The 18,930-nt window shown below is 74.6% G+C and carries 18 protein-coding genes; 9 read left to right on the top strand and 9 right to left on the bottom strand.

Features of this window, described 5'->3' with window-relative positions; translation table 11 throughout:
• Positions 1 to 3: 3 nt before the first annotated feature.
• Positions 4 to 669: a winged helix-turn-helix domain-containing protein gene (locus IW245_RS10160; protein WP_197002923.1), complete on the top strand. Its 666-nt coding sequence runs from the start codon at positions 4 to 6 to the stop codon at positions 667 to 669.
• Here the strand turns inward: IW245_RS10160 and IW245_RS10165 are convergent.
• The 3 genes from IW245_RS10165 to IW245_RS10175 are packed head-to-tail and all read right to left on the bottom strand — an operon-like array spanning position 653 to position 2,198.
• Complete coding sequence (locus IW245_RS10165) at positions 653 to 967, bottom strand: hypothetical protein (RefSeq protein WP_197002924.1); 315 nt, start codon at positions 965 to 967, stop codon at positions 653 to 655. The genes IW245_RS10160 and IW245_RS10165 overlap by 17 nt on opposite strands.
• 14 nt (positions 968 to 981) lie before the next feature.
• A complete protein-coding gene (locus IW245_RS10170) occupies positions 982 to 1,842 on the bottom strand; it encodes a WXG100-like domain-containing protein (RefSeq protein WP_197002925.1) in 861 nt (286 codons plus the stop codon).
• Complete coding sequence (locus IW245_RS10175) at positions 1,839 to 2,198, bottom strand: YbaB/EbfC family nucleoid-associated protein (protein WP_197002926.1); 360 nt, start codon at positions 2,196 to 2,198, stop codon at positions 1,839 to 1,841. The genes IW245_RS10170 and IW245_RS10175 overlap by 4 nt, the downstream gene beginning before the upstream one ends.
• 96 nt (positions 2,199 to 2,294) lie before the next feature.
• Between IW245_RS10175 and mycP the strand changes: the two genes are divergently transcribed.
• From mycP to IW245_RS10195, 4 genes are read left to right on the top strand one after another with little or no spacing between them, the layout of a single operon-like run.
• Entirely contained in the window at positions 2,295 to 3,530 is a 1,236-nt protein-coding gene (gene mycP, locus IW245_RS10180; protein ID WP_197002927.1) for a type VII secretion-associated serine protease mycosin, read from the top strand.
• Positions 3,527 to 3,841, top strand: a complete 315-nt coding sequence (locus tag IW245_RS10185) for a hypothetical protein (RefSeq protein WP_197002928.1) — start codon at positions 3,527 to 3,529, stop codon at positions 3,839 to 3,841. Before mycP ends, IW245_RS10185 begins: the two co-directional genes overlap by 4 nt.
• Complete coding sequence (locus IW245_RS10190; protein WP_197002929.1) at positions 3,838 to 4,911, top strand: WXG100-like domain-containing protein; 1,074 nt, start codon at positions 3,838 to 3,840, stop codon at positions 4,909 to 4,911. Before IW245_RS10185 ends, IW245_RS10190 begins: the two co-directional genes overlap by 4 nt.
• Before the next feature lie 6 nt (positions 4,912 to 4,917).
• Complete coding sequence (locus tag IW245_RS10195) at positions 4,918 to 5,100, top strand: hypothetical protein (RefSeq protein ID WP_197002930.1); 183 nt, start codon at positions 4,918 to 4,920, stop codon at positions 5,098 to 5,100.
• Between the two features lie 50 nt (positions 5,101 to 5,150).
• Here the strand turns inward: IW245_RS10195 and IW245_RS10200 are convergent, their stop codons facing one another.
• Positions 5,151 to 5,453: a hypothetical protein gene (locus IW245_RS10200; protein WP_197002931.1), complete on the bottom strand. Its 303-nt coding sequence runs from the start codon at positions 5,451 to 5,453 to the stop codon at positions 5,151 to 5,153.
• Between the two features lie 12 nt (positions 5,454 to 5,465).
• The gene (locus IW245_RS10205; RefSeq protein ID WP_197002932.1) at positions 5,466 to 5,804 is read right to left on the bottom strand and encodes a hypothetical protein; all 339 of its coding nucleotides are present in this window, start codon (positions 5,802 to 5,804) and stop codon (positions 5,466 to 5,468) included.
• A 125-nt stretch (positions 5,805 to 5,929) separates the two neighbouring features.
• Between IW245_RS10205 and eccCa the strand changes: the two genes are divergently transcribed.
• Genes eccCa through IW245_RS10220 form a run of 3 tightly spaced genes read left to right on the top strand, consistent with a single transcriptional unit; the run spans position 5,930 to position 11,418 of the window.
• Positions 5,930 to 9,880, top strand: coding sequence for a type VII secretion protein EccCa (eccCa, locus tag IW245_RS10210; RefSeq protein WP_197002933.1), 3,951 nt, complete (start codon positions 5,930 to 5,932; stop codon positions 9,878 to 9,880).
• Between the two features lie 17 nt (positions 9,881 to 9,897).
• Entirely contained in the window at positions 9,898 to 10,323 is a 426-nt protein-coding gene (locus IW245_RS10215) for a hypothetical protein (protein WP_197002934.1), read from the top strand.
• Between the two features lie 12 nt (positions 10,324 to 10,335).
• Positions 10,336 to 11,418, top strand: coding sequence for a hypothetical protein (locus tag IW245_RS10220; RefSeq protein WP_197002935.1), 1,083 nt, complete (start codon positions 10,336 to 10,338; stop codon positions 11,416 to 11,418).
• A gap of 84 nt (positions 11,419 to 11,502) precedes the next feature.
• On the opposite strand, the gene eccB is transcribed toward IW245_RS10220, so the two are convergent.
• Both eccB and eccD read right to left on the bottom strand, forming a co-directional pair.
• Complete coding sequence (eccB, locus tag IW245_RS10225; RefSeq protein WP_197002936.1) at positions 11,503 to 12,888, bottom strand: type VII secretion protein EccB; 1,386 nt, start codon at positions 12,886 to 12,888, stop codon at positions 11,503 to 11,505.
• Positions 12,889 to 14,226, bottom strand: coding sequence for a type VII secretion integral membrane protein EccD (gene eccD / locus IW245_RS10230; RefSeq protein WP_197002937.1), 1,338 nt, complete (start codon positions 14,224 to 14,226; stop codon positions 12,889 to 12,891).
• A 97-nt stretch (positions 14,227 to 14,323) separates the two neighbouring features.
• Between eccD and IW245_RS10235 the strand changes: the two genes are divergently transcribed.
• Complete coding sequence (locus IW245_RS10235) at positions 14,324 to 15,793, top strand: serine/threonine protein kinase (protein ID WP_197002938.1); 1,470 nt, start codon at positions 14,324 to 14,326, stop codon at positions 15,791 to 15,793.
• Here IW245_RS10235 and IW245_RS10240 read toward each other — a convergent pair.
• Positions 15,745 to 17,844: a transglutaminase TgpA family protein gene (locus tag IW245_RS10240; RefSeq protein ID WP_197002939.1), complete on the bottom strand. Its 2,100-nt coding sequence runs from the start codon at positions 17,842 to 17,844 to the stop codon at positions 15,745 to 15,747. The genes IW245_RS10235 and IW245_RS10240 overlap by 49 nt on opposite strands.
• Positions 17,841 to 18,929: a DUF58 domain-containing protein gene (locus IW245_RS41550; RefSeq protein WP_197002940.1), complete on the bottom strand. Its 1,089-nt coding sequence runs from the start codon at positions 18,927 to 18,929 to the stop codon at positions 17,841 to 17,843. Before IW245_RS41550 ends, IW245_RS10240 begins: the two co-directional genes overlap by 4 nt.
• Position 18,930 lies beyond the last annotated feature (1 nt).

The following is an 18,930-nucleotide window of genomic DNA, read 5'->3' on the forward strand; positions in this document are numbered from 1 at the left end:
GGTGTGCGGGTGCTGGTGGTCGAGGACGACGACAATCTCCGGATCGCGCTGGAGGCCGCCCTGCGGGCCAGCGGTCTCGCCGTCGACGCCTGCGCCGACCTGCTCGGCGCTGATCTGGCGCTCAGCGTCAACGGTTACGACTGCGTCGTCTTCGACCGGATGCTGCCGGACGGCGACACCCTGCCGTATGTCGCCGCCCGCCGCCAGGCCGGCTGGGCGGTGCCGGTGCTGTTCCTCACCGCCCGCGACAGTCTCGCCGACCGGGTCGACGGCCTGCGGCACGGTGGCGGGGACTATCTGGTGAAGCCGTTCGCGATGGTCGAACTGGTGGCCAGGGTGCGCAGCCTGGGCCGGCGCACCGTGGTCCGGCCGCCGAGCGTGCTGCGGTACGCCGACGTCGAGCTCGACAACGGACGCGCCGAGGTCCGCCGGGACGGCGTGCTGCTCACGGTCACCCGCAAGGAGCTGCTCGTGCTGGAGCGGCTGATGACCGAACCCGAGCGGCCGGTGTCGCGGCTGGAGCTGATCCGGTACGCGTGGGACGAGATGGCCGACCCGGTGTCCAATGTGCTCGACGTGGTGGTGGGGCAGCTGCGGCGGAAGTTGCGGCAGCCGCCCCTGATCCACACGGTGCGCGGCGTCGGGTACCGGATCAGTGCGGTTGAATGACCGTCACCGCCGCCTGTTGGCCCTGCTCGTAGCCGAGGACGCTCCGCCGACCGGCCTCGGCCAGTCGCGCGGTGTCGGCCACCGCGGCCGGGGCGTCGGTGCCCAGCCGCCGGTGCCCCGGACCGTAGTTGGCCGCGAACCGCTGGCCCATCGGGCCCAGGCCCAGGCGGGTCACCGCCGACTGGATCCGCTCGGCGGCCCGCGACCAGGCCGCGTCCAGGTCGTCGCCGACCGTGCCGAGGGTGGTCGCGTGCCGGTCCATCTCCGTGATCAGCATGTCCGCGTTGTCGCCAGCCATCTGTCGTGCCTCCTCTACCTACCCGGGATGATCTCCCAGACGTGTGTCTCGCTCCGGCCGATCCGACCCGAAGCGCCGGCCCCGATCCCCACAAGGGCCGTGCCGGTGTGCACCGGCTGACCGTTGGTGCCCGTACCCCAGTCGGCGTCCACGCTGACCCCGAGCTCTTCGCCGCCGGAGACCGAGACGTTGTTGAACGGCCCTTCCTGGTCCATGACGGTGTCCCCGTCGCTGAGCTGCACCCCGACGCCCGCCGTCGCGCTGACCCCGAGGGTGTTGCTCAGACCGCCGGCGTGCGAGGAGGTGAGACCGACCGAGCCGTCCGGCGCTTCGATGACGCATCCCGTCCAGGAGAACGACAGGCCCGGCACGCTGACCGACGCGCCGATACACAGCCCGACGGTCGGGTCGTTGGCGGTGCCGGTCGGCTGCTCGGCGACCAGGTCGCGGAAGGAGTGCGCCAGGTTGTCGACGAGGCGGTCGCGTACCGGATGCAACATCGGCACCGCGTCGAGCAGCTGGTAGAGCCGGTCGTTGCCGGCGATCCCGGCGGTGATCGTGGTCTTCACGTCGGCCAGCCGCTGGGCGTACCGGCCGGCCAGGGTCGCCTGGTGTTCGGCGAGTTGGCAGACGGTGTTCCACCGCTCGCCGTTGCGGGTCAGGCCGGCGGCCATGTCGTCGCCCGCCGCGTCCAGCCAGGACCCGTTGACGGCCCGGACGAGCCGGCGGACCCCGTCCCGGCCCTCGCCGGCCTGGGTGCGCAGCCGGCCCAGGTCCGTGGCGAGCTGCGCCGCGACATCCTCACTGTCGGGCGGCCAGGAGTCGTAGACGGCCCGCACGGCCCGCCACAGGTCGCTCGACGGTTCGCCGATCATCGCCCACCACCTCCGGTGATCCGTTGGTCGAGTTCACGCAGGACCGGGTCGAACCCGGCGTCGGTCGGCTCCGCCCCGGGGCCGGTCGGCACGGTGCTCCAGGCCAGGACGAGGCATTCCGCCCGCGCCCGCCCGGCGGCCAGGCGCACGGTGCCCACGATGTCCGCGCTCAACCCGGCCGCGTCGGCGGTCCGGTAGATCCGCGGGTCCAGGCGCAGCTCCAGCAGCTCGCCGGAGCCGCCGACGACCGCGGAGATCAGGCCGTCCGGGGACTCGGCGCCGGCCCGGACCGCCGCCACCCGCTCGCGGATGGACCGGACGTCGCGCGCGAGCCGTTCATAGTCGACTGGTTCCATCGGCCCAGTGTCGTGCGGGTCCGGCCGCCGGGAACCGCCCTGGCCGCAACAGGACACGCCACGTCCCGCCCCGGGCACGGCCCGCAGGATGCCAGTGTGAGTCGACTTCATGCCCTGCCGATCGCGGTCGCGCTGCTCGCGGTGGCCGTGGCCAGCCCGGCTGCCGCCGCGCCGCCACCGGGGGCCTGCCATGACCCCGAGGGGCCGCACGCCCGGATCCAGCAGGTGCCCTGGGCCCAGCAGACCCTCGACCCGCGCCGGGCCTGGCCGTACAGCCGGGGTGCCGGGGTGCTCGTCGCGGTGATCGACTCCGGAGTGGACGCCGACCACCCGCAGCTCCGCCGGCCCGGCAAGGTCCGGCCGGGACGCGACTTCCACCTGCCCGGGGCGCTGCCAGGCGCGTTCGACTGCGTGTCGCACGGCACGGCGGTGGCCAGCATCATCGGCGCGGACCCGGTGCCGGACGTCGGCTTCCACGGCGTGGCACCCGACGCGGAGCTGCTCGCGGTGCGGATCAGTGACCGCGACGTCGGGGACCGGGGCGAGCTGCTGCGGATCAACCCGCAGGCGGTGGCCGACGGCATCCGGTACGCGGCCGACCAGGGCGCCCGGGTGATCAACCTGTCCCTGGCCGGTCAGTCGGACTTCCCGGCGATCCGGGAGGCGGTGGCCTACGCGGTGGCACGCGACGCCCTGGTGGTGGCCGCGGCCGGCAACGCGCAACGCGACGCGGGCGAGTTGCCGTCGTTCCCGGCCGGTTACGACGGCGTGCTCGGCGTGGGTGCCGTCGACATCAACGGCGCCCGGCTCCCGGATTCGCAGATCGGCGGGTACGTGGGACTGGTCGCGCCCGGGGCCAAGGTGGTCGGCGCAACCAGGGTGGACGGCCACGCGTACCTGGACGGCACGAGCTTCGCCGCCCCGTTCGTGGCCGGCACCGCGGCACTGGTCCGAGCGGCGTGGCCCGCGCTGAGCGCCCCGGAGGTGGCCCGCCGGTTGAAGGCCACGGCCAGTCCGGCCCGGGGCGGCCGGGACAGCCGGGCGTTCGGCGCGGGCCTGGTCGACCCGTACCGTGCGGTGACCGACGGGCTCGACCTGGCCCGGCCCACGACCCGGCCCGGTTACGTGGCCCGGCCACCCGACCAGGCCCGCCTCGACCGCGAGGCGCGCGACCGGCACGTCCTGACCACCGCGCGCGGGTTGGCCGGGGTGGCCGGGGGCACGGGCGCGCTGGTCGCCGTCCTGGCCGCGGTGTTCGCCCGGGGCCGCCGGCGGGGCTGGCGTCCGGGCTGGGCGGTGCCACCTGTTGTCGACCGGAGGAGTGGCGGATGAGCCTGGACATGAACCTGGACGCGACGATGCGCGCGATGAACGTGCTCCACGGGATAGCCGACCAGCTCGAGGCGGCGTGGCGGACCGCCGGCGCCGATGTCGACTGGCTGACCGGCGCGCTGGGCAAGGGACCGCTGGGGGCACGGTTCCGCGCCGTCTACGATCCGGCCCACACGGCGTTCCAGCAGCACCTTCAGAGCGTCAGCCCGCTGCCGGCGGCGCTGGCCGCGGCCGGCATGGACTGCGTCGACGTCTACGCCACCGCCGAGGCGCATGCCGTGGCGGAGCTGCTCCAGGCGCGGTTTCGATGATCGTGGAGCCGTCGTCGCCGCTGTGGCACGCGGTCAAGGCCTTCCACGATTCCTGGCCCCCGGACAATGAGGAACACGCGCAGCGGCTGTCGCAGGTGCTCGGCGGATTCGGCGACATGGTGCTCGACGCAAGCGACGACCTGATCGCCGACGCCCGGGCGACCGGGGAGGCGTGGCACGACGAGGCCGGGGCGGTCCTGGTCGACCGGATCACCGCCAACGCCGGCCAGTGGGTGAAGGTCGACGGCCGCGCCCAGGCACTGTCCAGCGTCGCCGCCCGCTACGCCACGGTCATCGTCACCGTCAAGCGGATCATCACGAACACCATCGCCCACAACGACGAGGCGTACCTCAGGCTGCTGCACGGGCCGAATCCGGGCCCGTCGCTGGCCCGCGACCTGGCCAGGGGCATCGCGGACGCGCTGTGGCAGATCGTCAGCGGGGAACGACCGGCGCACGGCGGGGTCGGCGACTTCCTGAGCGGTGTGGGCGCGGCGCTGGCGAACGGGGTGGGCCACGCCGTCAACGGCCTCGCGTCGATCGGCAACGCCATGCTGCACCACCCGTTGGACACCGCCTCCATGGTCGGCGGCATCGCGTTGGCCACTCTCGGCGCGGGTGGGGAGGTCGGCGGTGTCGCGCTCGACCTCACCGGGGCCGGGGCGGTCGTGGGGGTGCCGGCCAACATCGCGTCCGCCGGGGTGATCGCCGCCGGGGTCGGCACCGCCGCCGCCGGCGCCGGGGACATCCTGTCCCACGCGTCCCGGGACGACCGCGTCGAACCGATGCGCACCGACCACCAGGGCTCGGGCGGCGAGAGCACCGCCGCGCGCGACATCCATGGCAAGCTCCGGATCTCCGAACGCGAGATCGACGTCAACGAGGTCAAGCAGGACGGGGACCTCTACGTCCAGGACGACGGGCAGATGGTCCGGGTGCTGGACCGTGGCGGCGGCCGCAGCGACGTCGTCATCTACGACCCAGGCAATCCGTCCGGGGAGCCGACTACGGTGATCAACATGTCCAACAGCTCGGTCGCCCGCAGGGTGGACCAGGGACGATGGGAGTGACGAGCCATGCGCAAGACCTCAGAACGTCTGCGGTGCTGCATCTGCGGCGGTGGGACCGAGGACAGTCCCCGGTACATCGAGATCGAGGTCACCGTGGCCGACGGCGATGACCGGCAGCTCTTCGGCGCGCACGCCGATCATTTCGAGAGCGTGCTGGCCCAGGGCTTCCGGTTGGAGATCCTTGACTGAACGGCGGCGCCCGGCGCGTGGTACGCGCCGGGCGCCTGTGCCGTGCCTGTTCAGCCCTGCCCGATGTACGCCCGGGCCTGGTTGAGGGTGTCCTGGCCGATCTGGCCGATGTTGCCGTAGGCGTCGCCCTCGCCGTTGAGGCCGTCGGTGTGGTAGCCGGTCATCTTCTGGCGCTGCTGGTGCTGCTGGAGCGCGTCCTCGGCGGTGTCGTCGTCCCAGCCGGAGCCGTAGACGCCCTGCATCAGCCGGACCTGCTCGTCGGCCCGGTTGCCGATGTCACTCGCGGCCCGGTGCGCGTCGGACCTCGCCGTGTCCATCGCGTTGAAGTCGACCTTGAAGCGGTCGTCTGCCATGGGTCATTCCTCTCAGGTCGGGTTGATGGCGCTGCCGGTGCCGTAGCTGATCGCGTTGGCCGTGCGGACGGCGTCGTCCTGGCCCTGCGAGTACGCGCCGAGCGCCTGGTGGAAGTTGTCGACGAGCGCCCGGTTGTTGCCGGCGGACACGCTGGACCAGTCCGACTGCCGCTCGACACCCCGGTCCCGGGCCGCGCCCAGCACCTGGCCGGCCAGGCCGCCCTCGATGGTGGTCTGGTTGCGCTGGTCGTGACCGTGGCTGGCGTCGTTCTGCTCCTGCTGCGCGCTGTCGGTGGAGTTGATCATCTGTTGGACCGCGCCGAAGTCGAGATCCGCTTTCCCGGAAGACATGCACCCTCCTCATTTCCTCGGTGATCGCGGTACGGACGCTAATCCGCCCGAACCGCTGTTCCCGCCGCACGGCACGTTCCTGCCATCGCACCGCGCCGGGGTCTTGGATCGCGAATGATCGCCGTGTGGCGACAATCCTGGTGAAACGGCCGACCCGCGCGCCGGCCCCGGAGCTGCCCTCCGGCGAGCTGATCCTGCAGCCGCCGCCGGAGATCCCGGCTCCGGCGGCCCGACAGTGGGCCCAGATCCTCATGGTGCTGCCGATGCTGGCCATCATGGGCTCCACGGTGCTGCTGTATTCCGGCTCGATCGCCGGGCAGATCCGGTTCATCGTGTACGGGCTGATGGGCGTCGGCATGCTCGGCATGATCGTGATGGGTTTCCTGCAGAGCGCCGGCCCGAGCAGGCGCGAGATGGGGCTGGCCCGGCGCGGGTACCTGCGCCATCTCAGCCAGCACCGGCTGCGGCTGCGGCGGGCGGTGCGCCAGCAGCGGGCGGCCATGGAGTACCTGCACCCGGAGCCGGGTGCGCTCTGGTCGGTCGCGGCCGGGCCTCGGCTGTGGGAGCGCCGCAAGGACGACCCCGACTTCGGCGCGGTCCGGCTCGGCCGGGGCGCGCAGAGCCCGATGATCACCCTGGTGCCCCCGGACACCGTGCCCCTCGAGGACCTCGAACCGCTGTCGGCGCTGGCGTTGCGCCGGTTTCTCACCACGCACAGCACGGTCCCCCGGCTGCCGATCGCGATCGCTGTCAACGGATTCAGCCGGATCCAGCTGCGCGGCGACCGGGCGGCGGTGCTCGGCACGGTCCGCGCGATGCTCGCCCAGCTCGGCGTGTGGCAGTCCCCGGACGACCTGCGGATCGCGGTGTGCGCCGGCCGGGACCGGCGGTCGGACTGGGACTGGGTCAAGTGGTTGCCGCACGCGCTGCACCCGGAACGCACCGACGCGCTCGGCCCGGTCCGGCTGGTCGCGCCGACCGTGCCGGCGCTGGAGGCGATGCTCGCCGAGGAGCTGGCCAACCGGCCCCGGTTCGACCCGGAGGTGGCCGTCCGGCTGCCCGGACCGCACCTGGTGGTGGTGCTGGACGGCGGATCGGTCACCGGCTCCGATCACCTGATGACCGGCGGCGGGGTCGAGGGGGTGACCATCGTGGCCCTGGGCGGCCCGCCGCCGCGCGGCGCGGACCGCACGGTGGTGGCCCTGCGGGTCGAAGCCGACGGCACCCTGGTCAGTGAGACCGGCGACGGTGACGTGCCGCTCGGCACGGCCGACGCGCTGGGGCCGGTGGCGGCCGAGGGCCTGGCCCGCCAGCTCGCGCCGCTGCGGCTGACCGCCGGGGCGCGCGGCGACGCCCCGCTCAGCGCCGAACTCGGGTTGGCGGAGCTGCTGGAGCTCGGCGATCCGTACGCCTTCGACCCGGCTGACACCTGGGTGACCCGACCCAACCGGGACCGGTTGCGGGTCCGGTTCGGGATCCAGGCCGACGGGGTGCCGATCGAGCTGGACCTCAAGGAGTCCGCCCAGGACGGGATGGGCCCGCACGGGCTGCTGATCGGGGCCACTGGCTCCGGCAAGTCCGAACTGCTGCGCACCCTGGTACTGGCCCTGGCCGTCACCCACCCGCCGAACTCGCTGAACTTCGCGCTGGTCGACTTCAAGGGCGGCGCCACGTTCGCCCGGCTGGACGCGCTGCCGCACACCAGCGCGGTGATCACCAATCTGCGCGAGGAGATCCACCTGGTCGACCGGATGACCGACGCGATCAACGGGGAGCTGGTCCGCCGCCAGGAGCTGCTCCGCGCGGCCGGGAACTACTCCTCGCTGCGCGACTACGAGAAGGCGCGGGCCGCGGGCGCCGAGCTGCCCGAGGTGCCGACCCTGCTGGTGATCTGCGACGAGTTCTCCGAACTGCTCACCGCCAAGCCCGACTTCATCGACATGTTCGTCCAGATCGGCCGGGTGGGCCGGTCGCTCGGGGTGCATCTGCTGCTGGCCTCCCAGCGGCTCGACGAGGGCCGGCTGCGCGGGCTGGAGGCGCACCTGTCGTACCGGATCGGGCTGCGGACGTTCTCGGAGATGGACAGCCGGGCCGTGCTGGGGGTGGTGGACGCGTTCCAGCTGCCGCGTTCCCCCGGGCACGGTTTCCTCAAGGTCGGCACGGAGCCGATGGACCGGTTCCGTTCGGCCTACGTGTCCGGGGTGCACCAGCGCGACCCCGGTGCCCGCAGGGGCGCGCGGACCGGGCCGGTGCTCGGGCTGCGCGAGTACACCGTGGACCATGTCGCTCCGGAACCCGACAGCACCGGGTTGACCGAGCCCGAGCCCGACCCGGTGCCGGGTGAGGCCCTGCTCGACGTGCTGGTCGACCGGCTGCAGGGCCGGGGCGCGCCCGCCCACCACGTCTGGCTGCCGCCCCTGAAAAGGCCGCCCACGGTCGACGCGCTGCTGCCGGCGCTCTCCGAGGACCCGGTGCGCGGACTGTCCGCCGGGGCCGGCGACCTGCGCCCGGTGATCGGCCTGGTGGACCGGCCGTTCGAGCAGCGCCGTGATCCGCTGGAGCTGGACCTGTCCGGCGCGGCCGGGCACGTGCTGGTGATCGGCGCGCCGCAGACCGGCAAGAGCACCGCGCTGCGCACCCTGGTCACCAGCCTGGCGCTCACCCACACCCCGCGCGAGGTGCAGTTCTACTGCCTCGACTTCGGCGGGGGCACGTTCGCGGCGCTGGCCGGCCTGCCGCACGTCGCCGGTGTCGCCGGCCGGCTGGACGTGGGCGCGGTCCGGCGCACGGTCGCCGAGGTGGCCACGGTGCTCACCCAGCGGGAACGGATGTTCGCGGCGCGGCGGATCGACGGCATCGCCACGTACCGGCGGCTGCGGGCCGAGGGCGCGTTGGGCGACGAGCGGCACGGGGACGTGTTCCTGGTCGTGGACGGCTGGGCGACGCTACGCGCCGAGTTCGACGACCTGGAGGCTGCGGTCGGTGACATCGCTGCCCGGGGACTGGCGTACGGGGTGCACGTGGTGGCGAGCTGCGCCAAGGCGTTCGACCTGCGGATGAACGTGCGGGACCTGTTCGCCAGCAAACTCGAGCTGCGGATCGGCGACCCGATCGACTCGGTGATCGACCGGCGGGCCGCCGCGGCGGTGCCCGCCGACAGCCCCGGGCGGGGCCTGGCGATGTCCGGGCACCAGATGCTGGTCGCGCTGCCCCGCATCGACGGCTCGGACGAGACCGACGACCTGGCCGCCGGCACGGGTGCCCTGGTCGAGGCGGTCAGCCGGGCCTGGCCCGGGGCCCCGGCTCCACGGGTGCGGCTGCTGCCCGGCACGTACCCCTATCCGGATCTGCCGGCCGTCGACCAGGTCACCGGCGAGGACGCGGGGCTCGCGGTCGGCATCCACGAGCACGACCTGTCCCCGGTCCGGCTGGACTTCGGCACCGACCCGCACTTCTTCCTGCTGGCCGACACCCAGGCCGGTAAGACCTCGTTCCTGCGGCTGCTGGCCCGGCGGATCTGCCAGGCGTACTCGCCGGAGCAGGCCCGGATCGTGCTGGTCGACCACCGCCGGGGCCTGCTGGGCGAGATCGACGACCGCCACCTGCTCGGCTACGGCACCAACGACGAGCACAGCCGCGGCCTGCTGGCGGAGGTGGCCGGCGAGCTCGCCCGCCGGCTGCCCGGGCCCGACATCACCCCGGAGCAGCTGCGCACCCGGTCCTGGTGGCGCGGCCCGGAAATCTTCGTCCTGGTCGACGACTACGACATGGTCGCCACCCACAAGGAGCATCCGCTGATGCCGCTGTTGCCGCTCGCGGCGCAGGGCCTGGACATCGGCCTGCACGTGGTGCTCGCCCGCCGGACCGGCGGCGCGGGCCGGGGCCTGTTCGAACCGTTCCTGGCAAGGCTGCGGGAGGTCGGCTCGCCCGGCCTGATGATGTCCGGCGACCGGGACGAGGGCCCGCTGCTCGGCGGGATGCGCGCCCAGGTGCTGCCGCCCGGACGGGGCTGGCTGGTCAATCGGCGGGGCACGAAGAGTCTGGTCCAACTCGGCTGGCTGCCGCCGAGTCACTGAAACCCAAGGAGGGGCAGATGCCCGCAACGGAGATCAACGGCAACCCGACGGCGATGGCCGCCTTCTCCACCCAGCTCAAGGCGCCCGAGCTGCCGTCGTCACTCGCCCGGCTCGGCACCCCGCCGAACCTGGGCGGGCTGTTCGAGGGCATCGCGATGTCCCTGCTGGACAAGGCGTCGACCGCCCTGGTCGCCGCATACCTGACCAAGGTCACCGAGGAGATGGTCACCTACTCGGCGAAGGTGAAGGCTGCCTCCGCGTCCTACACCGCCGCCGACGTGACCAGCAGCCTGGAACTGGTCGCGGCGACCGCGAAGCTCGCCCAGCAGGGGGTGAGCCTGGTCAAGCAGCTCACGGCGGGTACCGGGACGTCATCCACCGGGCACGCCCACACCCCCACCCCCGGCGCGCACGCGCCGACCGATCCGCAGCACAGCGCCTGAGGAGTGCCGAACATGACTGTCGTGTACAACGCCTTCCCGATCGAGTCGCACCTGGCCATGGTCAACGCGCAGCTGGCCAGCGTCGCCGTCCTGCAGGACCAGGCGAAGATGTGGACCGACGTGCGGGCCTGGATCGAGTCGGCCCGCACCGAGCTGAACACCAGGATCGGTAACCTCGCCACGGAGTGGACGGACGAGGCCGGCCGGGAACTGGAGACCAAGACCCGGCGCACCCTCGCCGAGCTGAGCGGCTGGGGCGAGCGGATCGACTCCTCCCAGGTGGTGTCGAACCTGACCACCCTGGCCGGCGCGATCCCGGAGGCGGCGAGCACGGTGTCCGGGCTGTACCAGGCCTACGTCGCGGCGCTGTCCAATCCGTTCACCGCCCCGGCCGCGTTCGCGATCCAGCAGGCCTCCGGGGCGCGGATGACCGCGCTCGGCGCCCAGCTCGACGCCTCGATGCTCACGGTGTGCGCAGCGTCCGGGGTCGCCTCGCCGGCGGAACTCGTGCCCGGTATCCAACTGCCCAGCGCGTCGGAGGCCACCAAGGCGGCCAAGGCCGCGACCGAGGCCCTGTCGGCCGTGGAGGGCCTGGTGTCCAGCCTCACCGGCGGTTCCGGCACGGGAGTGGGGAGCCTGCCGGGTGGCACGTTGCCGGACTGGTCGGCACCCGACTGGTCGTCGGGCGGGCCCGCACTCGCCGGGATCGGTGGCGGTGTCGACCCGGCCGGCTTCGGCGGCGGGATGTCGTCGACGGGCGTTCCGGTCGGCGGGATAGGCCCGACGGGTGCCGCCCAGGCGCCGCCGGTCGCGTCGGGTGCCCTGAGCGGCGCGGCCGGGACAGGCGGGGCTGGCGGGGTGCTGTCGCCGATGATGCCGATGTCCGGCGGTCGGGGCTCGGGCGGAGTGCCCCGGGCGGGAGCGGCCGAGCGGCCGGCCGGGCGCACCGGCACCCGGCGCAAGCCGGCCAACGGGTCAGACGGGGTGCTGGCGGGGCTGCGGGGCCGGGCGGGGGCCTCCGATCCGGCCCAGTTCGCCCTGCCCCGGGACCGGTCGGGCGAGGTCCTCGACTCCGAGATCTGGGACGTGCACTGAATCCACCCCGCGACACCGGTCACGGTGTCCGTCCGCAGTGGACCACCGCGCCGGTCAGCTCCAGCTGGCCGGCGCGGTCGCGTCCTACACGGGCCGGCCCGCGACCTGCGGATCCAGCCCAGGCCCCTCCGGCAACCGGGCCACCAACCCGGCGGGCAGCCGGACCGGCCGCACCCCGGCGTACCCCAGCATCCTCAGCACCTCCGGGGTGGCCAGCGGATAGCGCCGCCCCTGATCGGTGACCACGGTCAGCGTCCCCGCCGGCGCACCGGGCGCGGGCATCGCCTCGACCACCGCCGCCCAGCCCGGCGGGACGTACACCCGGTCGGCGAGCGGGGTCCCGGTGTCCGACCGCCGGGCGGTCGGCACCGAGGCCGGCAGTCCCGGGTCGAGCACCAGGCGCGGCGGCTCGTCCGCGCGGCGCACGGTCGCGCACACCGTGGCCTCCCGATCCCGGAGCCGGGCCATCGGCGGCCGGGCGGCCGGGGCGGCGTCGACAGTGGCCGGCACGGGATCGAGTTGCCGTGCGGCGGCGACCGCCGACGGGGCCAGGGACACCGCGTCGCCGGCCGCGGCGCGCTGGATGTCGTACTGCAGATCCGTGATCGGCCGCAACGCGTCCTTCTCGGCCAGGTAGTACTGCTGGCCGGCGGTGGAGGTCCGCACCACCAGCAGCGCGCCGATCCGCAACTCCGGGCGGCCCGGCACCGCCTCGGACGGTCCACCGGCACCGGCCGGGGTGAGCGCGCCGATCGCGGCGCCCTCGGGCAGCACGTCCAGCCATGCCCGGCCGGCCCGGGCCCAGGACTCGGCCCCGAGGGCCAGCCCGGTGCCGACCGCCGGATAGTCGTTGATCCGGTGCCGGTGGCCGCGCCAGACCAGGTACCGGTCCCCTGTCGGCACCAGTTCGACCAGCAGGCCCTGTTCGCCCAGGTCGGCGCCTCCCCGTGGTGGTTCGCCGACCAGGAGCACGGACTCCTCGACCCGGGCGCCGGACTGGTCGCTGGCCGGCACGGTGCACAGCGACCAGGCGCCGGTCAGCAGCCGTTTGCGGTCGGGCAACGCGTCCGGGGCGTCCGGGATGCCGACCCGGGGGCCGCGCGGCACGCCGACCAGGGAGTCGCGGGACACCCGCTCGGTGGGCCGGTGGTCACCGAGCAGCAGCAGGGCGGAGGCGTAGTTGGTGACCGGGTACAGCTTCTCGTTCAGGTACACGTACCGGGTGCCGGTCTCCTTCTCCACGATCACCGCCGGCTGCCGCCGCCAGGAGGTGTCTCCCCCTGCGACGATCAGGCCGTACACCCCGAAGAAGGCCAGCGCCACCAGTGCCACCGCGATCCCGGCGAACGCCGAGGTCTCTGCCCGGCGAAACGGTGGCCGCTCGGGGTCGGTGTCCCGGGTGACCAGCGCGGAGACGGTCCGCTGCACCAGGAACTGGTACGCCTGCAGTTGATCCCGTTTGGACGCCATCTATCCCCCCAGGCCGCGCATGTGGTCGTACAGGCCGAGCACCCAGCACGCGACCGGCACCACCGCCACCATGATCAACATTTCCAGGTACTCCGCGATCCGCCCCGCGTACGGCCCCGCCGCCCGCACGCTGCGCACCAGGCCGGCCCCGACCGCGAGCGCCGCACCGGCCACCGCCACCGTTCCCGCGATCAGCGGCGCGCCCACCAGCACGAGGCTTCCGGCGCCGACCAGTCCGGCGGCCAGCACCGGTACCCGCTGCCGCACGACCGGGTACAGCCGTGCTCTGAGCCCGAACCCGGCCGCGAGCACCCCGACCAGCACCAGTTCCGCCGTCCCGCGGCTGCGGACCAGCAGCGCCGCGCAGCAGGCCGCGACCAGGGCCACGCCGCACAACATTCCGGTGAGCAGCGCGTCGGCGCGGGCCACGGCGGCGTGTACCACCGCGAGGGGCGGCTGCGGCTCGTCGCGGACCAGGTCGGCGGCCGATCGCGGCAGTACCGGCATCGGCACCCGGCCGAGCCGCAACGCCAGCGGCGCGAACCCGCTGGACACCACGAGCGCCACGGCCCCGACCACGGCGGCGGCCCGGTGCCCGGCCACGGTGTCCGTCCCGGCCAACCAGCCGCCCAGCACCGTCAGTACCCCCACCGTCGCGGCCCCGCAGAACAGGGCCGGTGCCGCCGCGACGCCCACGTATCCGATCACGCCGGCCAGCAGCAGCGCCGCTCCGGCCAGCAGCAGGTGTCCCGCGCCGAACCGTGACTCGTCCCCCGCCAGCAGCAGTCCGCCGCCCGCGAAGGCCAGCGGCAGCGCCACCCCCGCGAGCACGGCACCGGTCCCGGCGTCGCCGAAGGCCCGGGAGGCCACCACCCCGGCCACCAGTGCGGCTCCGGCCACGCCGAGCGCCCACAGCGCGGGCGCGGTCCAGGGCGGCCCGGCGCGCAGGACCGCGAGCAGCCCGAGCAGCACCGCGCCCGCGCCGCAGGTCAGTCCCGCCGCCCGGGTGTGCCGGGGACCCCAGCCGCGCCCGGTGGCGCCGGTGGCGACGGCGTCGGCCAGATCGTCGTACTCCACCTCCGGCCAGTCCGTCCGCCGGGGCGTGAGGTGCAGGATCTCGCCGTCGCGGACCCGGTACCCGCCCAGGGTCCGTTCCGGGTCGAACGCGGTCCCGTCGGCGCGGCGGAGCAGCCAGCCGCCGTCGGCGGCGCCGGGCTCCCCGGTGTGGGCCAGCAACCCGGGCAGGATCTCCGCGACCGCCGCGTGCTCCGGGAGCGCCATGTCGACGCGGCGGCTCGGGGTGGCGACGGTCACCCGGATCAGGCCATAGCTCTGCATGCTGCCAGCCTCGGCGCGTCGGTCCCGTCGTGGGCGGCGGAGGCAGGAACCTGCCGCGCGGGCTCCGCGGCGGTAGCGGGTGCCCTACCCTGGGACGGTGCCGCACTCCCCAGCGGTCGATGACCTGCGCCAGCTCGGCACGGGTCCGATCGCCACCGTCTATATCGGCCGGTCCGCCGACACCGGCGACGACGTCGCGATCAAGGTGTACCCCGACAAGCTCGGCCGGGACACCGCCGCCCGGCTGGCCCGCGAGCGGGCGGACCTGGCCGCGCTCCGCACGGTCCGCTCGATCCTGGCCGTCGACGGCGAGGTCGCGGTGCCCGGCGGGCGGCACGCGACCCGGATGGAGCTGTGCCGGGGCTCGCTCGCGCGGCGGGTCGCCTCCGGCGGTCCGGTGCCCGTCGCCGAGGCCCTGGCGGTCGGCTCGGCGGTCGCGTCCGCGTTGGCCGCCGCGCACCCGGCCGGCGTCGTGCACGGCGGGCTGACCCCGCACAATGTCCTGTTCCGGATGTCCGGCGAGATCTGCGTCTCCGACTTCGGCCTGGCCCTGCGCGAGGATCTGCGCGCGGACCGGGCGTACGCGGTGGAGTACACCGCACCGGAGACCCTGCGCGACGCGGTGCGCACGACAGCGTCGGACCTGTACGGGCTCGGGGCGGTGCTGTATCTGGCCCTGACCGGCGCGGCCCCGTTCCCGCGCCGGACCGGGGTGCCGCCGGCGGAACGGATTCTGCAGGTGCTGCGCGAGCCGGCCCCGGCGGTCGAGGTGCCCGGGGTGCCGGCGGCACTGTCCGACGTGGTGGCCCGGCTGCTGGCCAAAGAGCCGGCGGACCGGCCGGTCGACGCCGCCGGCCTGGTTGACCTGTTCGAGGGACTGCGGCGGGGCATGACCGCCCCGGAGCCGGAGCCGACCCCGCAGGACGACTACGATTTCGACGACTTCGCCCCCACCCGGGTGAAGACGCCCGGGGCGCGGCCCGTCCCGGTGGCGATCGCTGCTCCCGGACCGGTGTCACCCGTCGCCGACCCGGTGGACCCGGCGCCGCGGACGGCGACCCCACCCGCAACCGGCACTCCGCCGGGCGATGGCTCCGCTCGGCGCACCCTGGTCAAGACGTTCGGCGGCCCCGGCGGCACCCGCGGCCCGCGGGCTCGCCGGCCCGCGATCCTGGTCGGGATCGCCGCGGCGGTGGTCACGCTCACGGTCATACCGCTGACCCTGCTCCCCCGCGACAAGCCCGCCGGCCATGACCAGGCCGCACCGGCCGTCCGTGTCGCGCCGGAGGTCACCGTCGGGGCGCGGATGCGCCTGGAGCTGGCCCCGCCCACTGACGAGGGCACCCAGGTCCAGCTCAGTTGGCAGACCGACGCGGACCTCGACTTCGCCGTCGTGGTGGCTGGCGAGCAGTTACAGAACATGGTGCTCGTCGCCCACCGCACGCACACGATGCGGGTGCCCGTCGACCCGGACCGCAAGTACTGCTTCCTGATCCGGGGCACCGACGGCCAGCGGATCTACACCAGTGATCCGGTGCCGATCCGCGGCGCGCGCTGCAACCTGTGACCGAGCAGGGTCCGCACCTCCAGCGCGGCCCGCAGGCGCCTCCACCGTGGCCGGCCGCGCAGCCCGCGCCGCACCGCCTGCGCCTCGGCCCACGCGGCGGCGGGGTCGGCCGCGGCGGTGCCGGACCACATTGCGGCGTCCACCTGGGCGGCCAGCCGCAGCATCGGCTCCCGCACCGGCTCGCCTGCCAGCCAGGCCAGGTCCCTCGGCGTCAGTTCGACCCGGTACCCGGTGCCGTGCGCCCACACCTGGTCCCGCACGTCCAGCCACGCGCCCAGCACTCCGTCGACCCCTGATCGGCGTCGACGCCGCCACCGCCGGGCCGCCTTGGCGACGGGCACCCCGACGAGCCAGCCGAGCAGCACCGCGAGGGCCCCGGCCGCCGGTGCCGGCCACGCCACCCGGGTCGGGCTGTGGTGGCGGTCCTCCCCGCCTGGGCGGGTGTCGGGCAGCCGGGCCGGCCGCAGCTGCTGTTCGGACGGCAGTTGCCGCCGGGCCTTCTCGGTGGTGCCTGCGAGATCCGTCTGGGTCGGGCCGGCTTTCCTCGCGCCCGAGGTCGGGTCGAGCGGCACCCAGCCGATCCCGGTCACCGCGACCTCCGGCCAGGCGAACACCTGCCTGTTGCGCACCACAGCGAAGCCGCCCTCGTACTCGGTGGAGCCCCGGAACCCGACCGCGAGCCGGGCCGGGATGCCGGACATCCGGGCCAGCACGACGTACCCGGCCGCGAACTGTTCGCTGGTGCCCCTGCGGCTCTCGAGGAGGAACCGGCGCAGCTGCGGCCAGCCGTGCCCGGTCGGCAGGTCCCGCACGTCCTCGGCGAGCTGGTACCCGTCCTTCAGGTACCGCTCCAGCTGCAGCGCCGACTGGAAGGTGGGCCGCAGGCCGAGCACCGCGTCGTGCGCGATCGGGTCGATGCCATCGGGCACCGGGCCGAGCGCGCCGAGGCCGCCCGGGGCGCGCGGGTCGACGGCGGCGGCGAGCAGCGTGCCCGGATCGACGGACCGCTCCGACCAACTGAGGGTGTAGCTGGCGTCCGGGACCGGTCCGGACTCCAGCAGCAGGGTGCCGCCGGCCTGGTCGACCAGCGGTGCCAGGCCGTCCACCGCGGTCAGTCCCGGCTGGCTGGGCAGCCACGGGCCGGGTAGGGCGCGCAGCCGCAGTTCCGCGGTGCGGGTCGGGCCGGCGGCGGGCAACCGGGTGCCCAGCCGGTAGTACCGGGCGTCGGTGGACCAGTTCGCTCCGTCGAAGCCGTCGAGCACGGCGAGTCGCCACCGGTCGACGGGCGCGTCGGCCCGGTACCGGAACACCTCCTGGTCCGGCCGGACCAGCCGGGCCGCGATGTCCTGCAACGGGTCGGTGATCCGCTGTGGCCGGAGCGGGACCGGGTGCGCGTCCCTGAGCCGGTAGGGTTCCCGGTCGGCCGGGTCGGCGGCGGTGACGGCGAGCGCGCCGGCGGCGACGGTGAGCACGGTCAGCGCGGCCCAGCTGACCCGCCCGTCACCGGGCCGCCGGGCGGCCAGCAGCACCGCGGCCGCCAGCGCGTAGCAGAGCGCGGCCAGTACCGCCGGCCCGCCGGACAGGGCCTGGTAGGCCTGGCTCAGGCCCAGCAGGGCCAGGCTGGGCAGCAGGGCGAGCAGCGGGCGGCGGAGCAGTTCGACGCCGACCACGGTGGCCAGCAGCACGGCCAGGGGCACGAAGAGCATCAGCTCGGGATCGGGGCGGGCCGGCCAGGTGGACTGCAGGGTGAGTTGCCAGCTCCGGGTGACCCCGTGCCACAGGGCCGTGCCGGTCGCGCCGGTGGGCAGACCGGCCACTGTGGTCCGGAAGAGCACGGTCTCCACGACTGCCAGCAGGCCGGCCAAGGCCAGGAGCACGGGCCGGAGCGGCTCCAGCGCCGGCCGGCGCGCGACCAGTTCCCAGCAGGCGTAGCAGGCCGCGAGCAGCACCAGGATCGGCGGTAGCAGCGGGCCTGGCCCGAACACCGGCGCGAACAGCAGCCCGGCGAGTCCGGTAGCGCCGAGCAGGCCGGCCATCCCGAGCCGGTTCATCTGGCTCCCAGGGCGTTCCACTGGGTGATCGCGTCGGCGGCGTCCCGCGCGCAGATCGCCCCGGGCGTCCGCTCGGCACCGAGCCGCACCACCGTGTCCGGCCGCCACCGGCGCACCGGGCCCAGCTCCGTGTCAGCCCCGGTCACCACGGTCACGGCCCCGCCCGGCCGCCCGGCCGTCCCGGGGATGATCGTCGCCTCCGCACATTGGGTGACCAGGCACAGCTCGTCCAACAGCGCCCTGGCGTCCGACCCGGTGGACATGTCACGGGCGTCCGGGGTCAACAGTGCGCAGTGCTGCCCGGCGAGGGTCGACGCGTACAGCAGCGACGCCGCGACCTCTACCGCCTCCTCGAACAGTTCCGGCGACAGCGCGGCCGACCGGGTGTCCAGCAGGACGGTCAGCCGGAGTTGGGCCGGGTCGGCGTACTCGCGCACCATCAGCCGCCCGGTGCGCGCCGTCGCCTTCCAGTGCAGGTGGCGCACCTCGTCTCCCGGCACGTACTCCCGTACCGCGCGCAGGTCCTCCGACCCGTGCGACGGCGACTCGGCCATCGGACCGTCGTGGTGGTGCCGCGCAGAGCCCGTGCCGGCGGGCCGCGCGGCATGCAGGCGCGGATACACCCACACCTCGGACGTGCCGCCCGCGGGCAGCTCTCTGCGCAGCAGATCCAGGCGATCGGACCGGTACAGCGCCAGTGGCCCCACGACCAGCCGGCCACGCACCCCGGTGGGCAGTTCATAGTGGTACGCGGTCTCCGCGCCGGCCGCCAGGGACCGCACCCGGACCTGGTGCACGTGGTCGCCGATCCGGTCCCCGGCGGTGAACCCCGCCAACCCGCGGCCGCCCACGTTGCGGACCACCAGGGAGGCCAGCGCCGGCCGGCCGCGCTCGACCCGGTCCGGGTGCACCGTGCGGCGCACCTCGACCCGGGGCCGGACCAGCGCGGCCAGCGCCGCGGCGGTCAACGCGCCCGCGGCGACCCCGGCCACGGCGCGCAGCAGCGGATAGCCGGCCCACTCGCCCAGCGCGTAGCACACCACCGCCCCGCCGAGCACGGCGAGACCGCGGCCGGTCAGCCGCACC

The organism is Longispora fulva (assembly GCF_015751905.1).
In the GTDB taxonomy this organism is placed as follows: Bacteria; Actinomycetota; Actinomycetes; order Mycobacteriales; family Micromonosporaceae; genus Longispora; species Longispora fulva.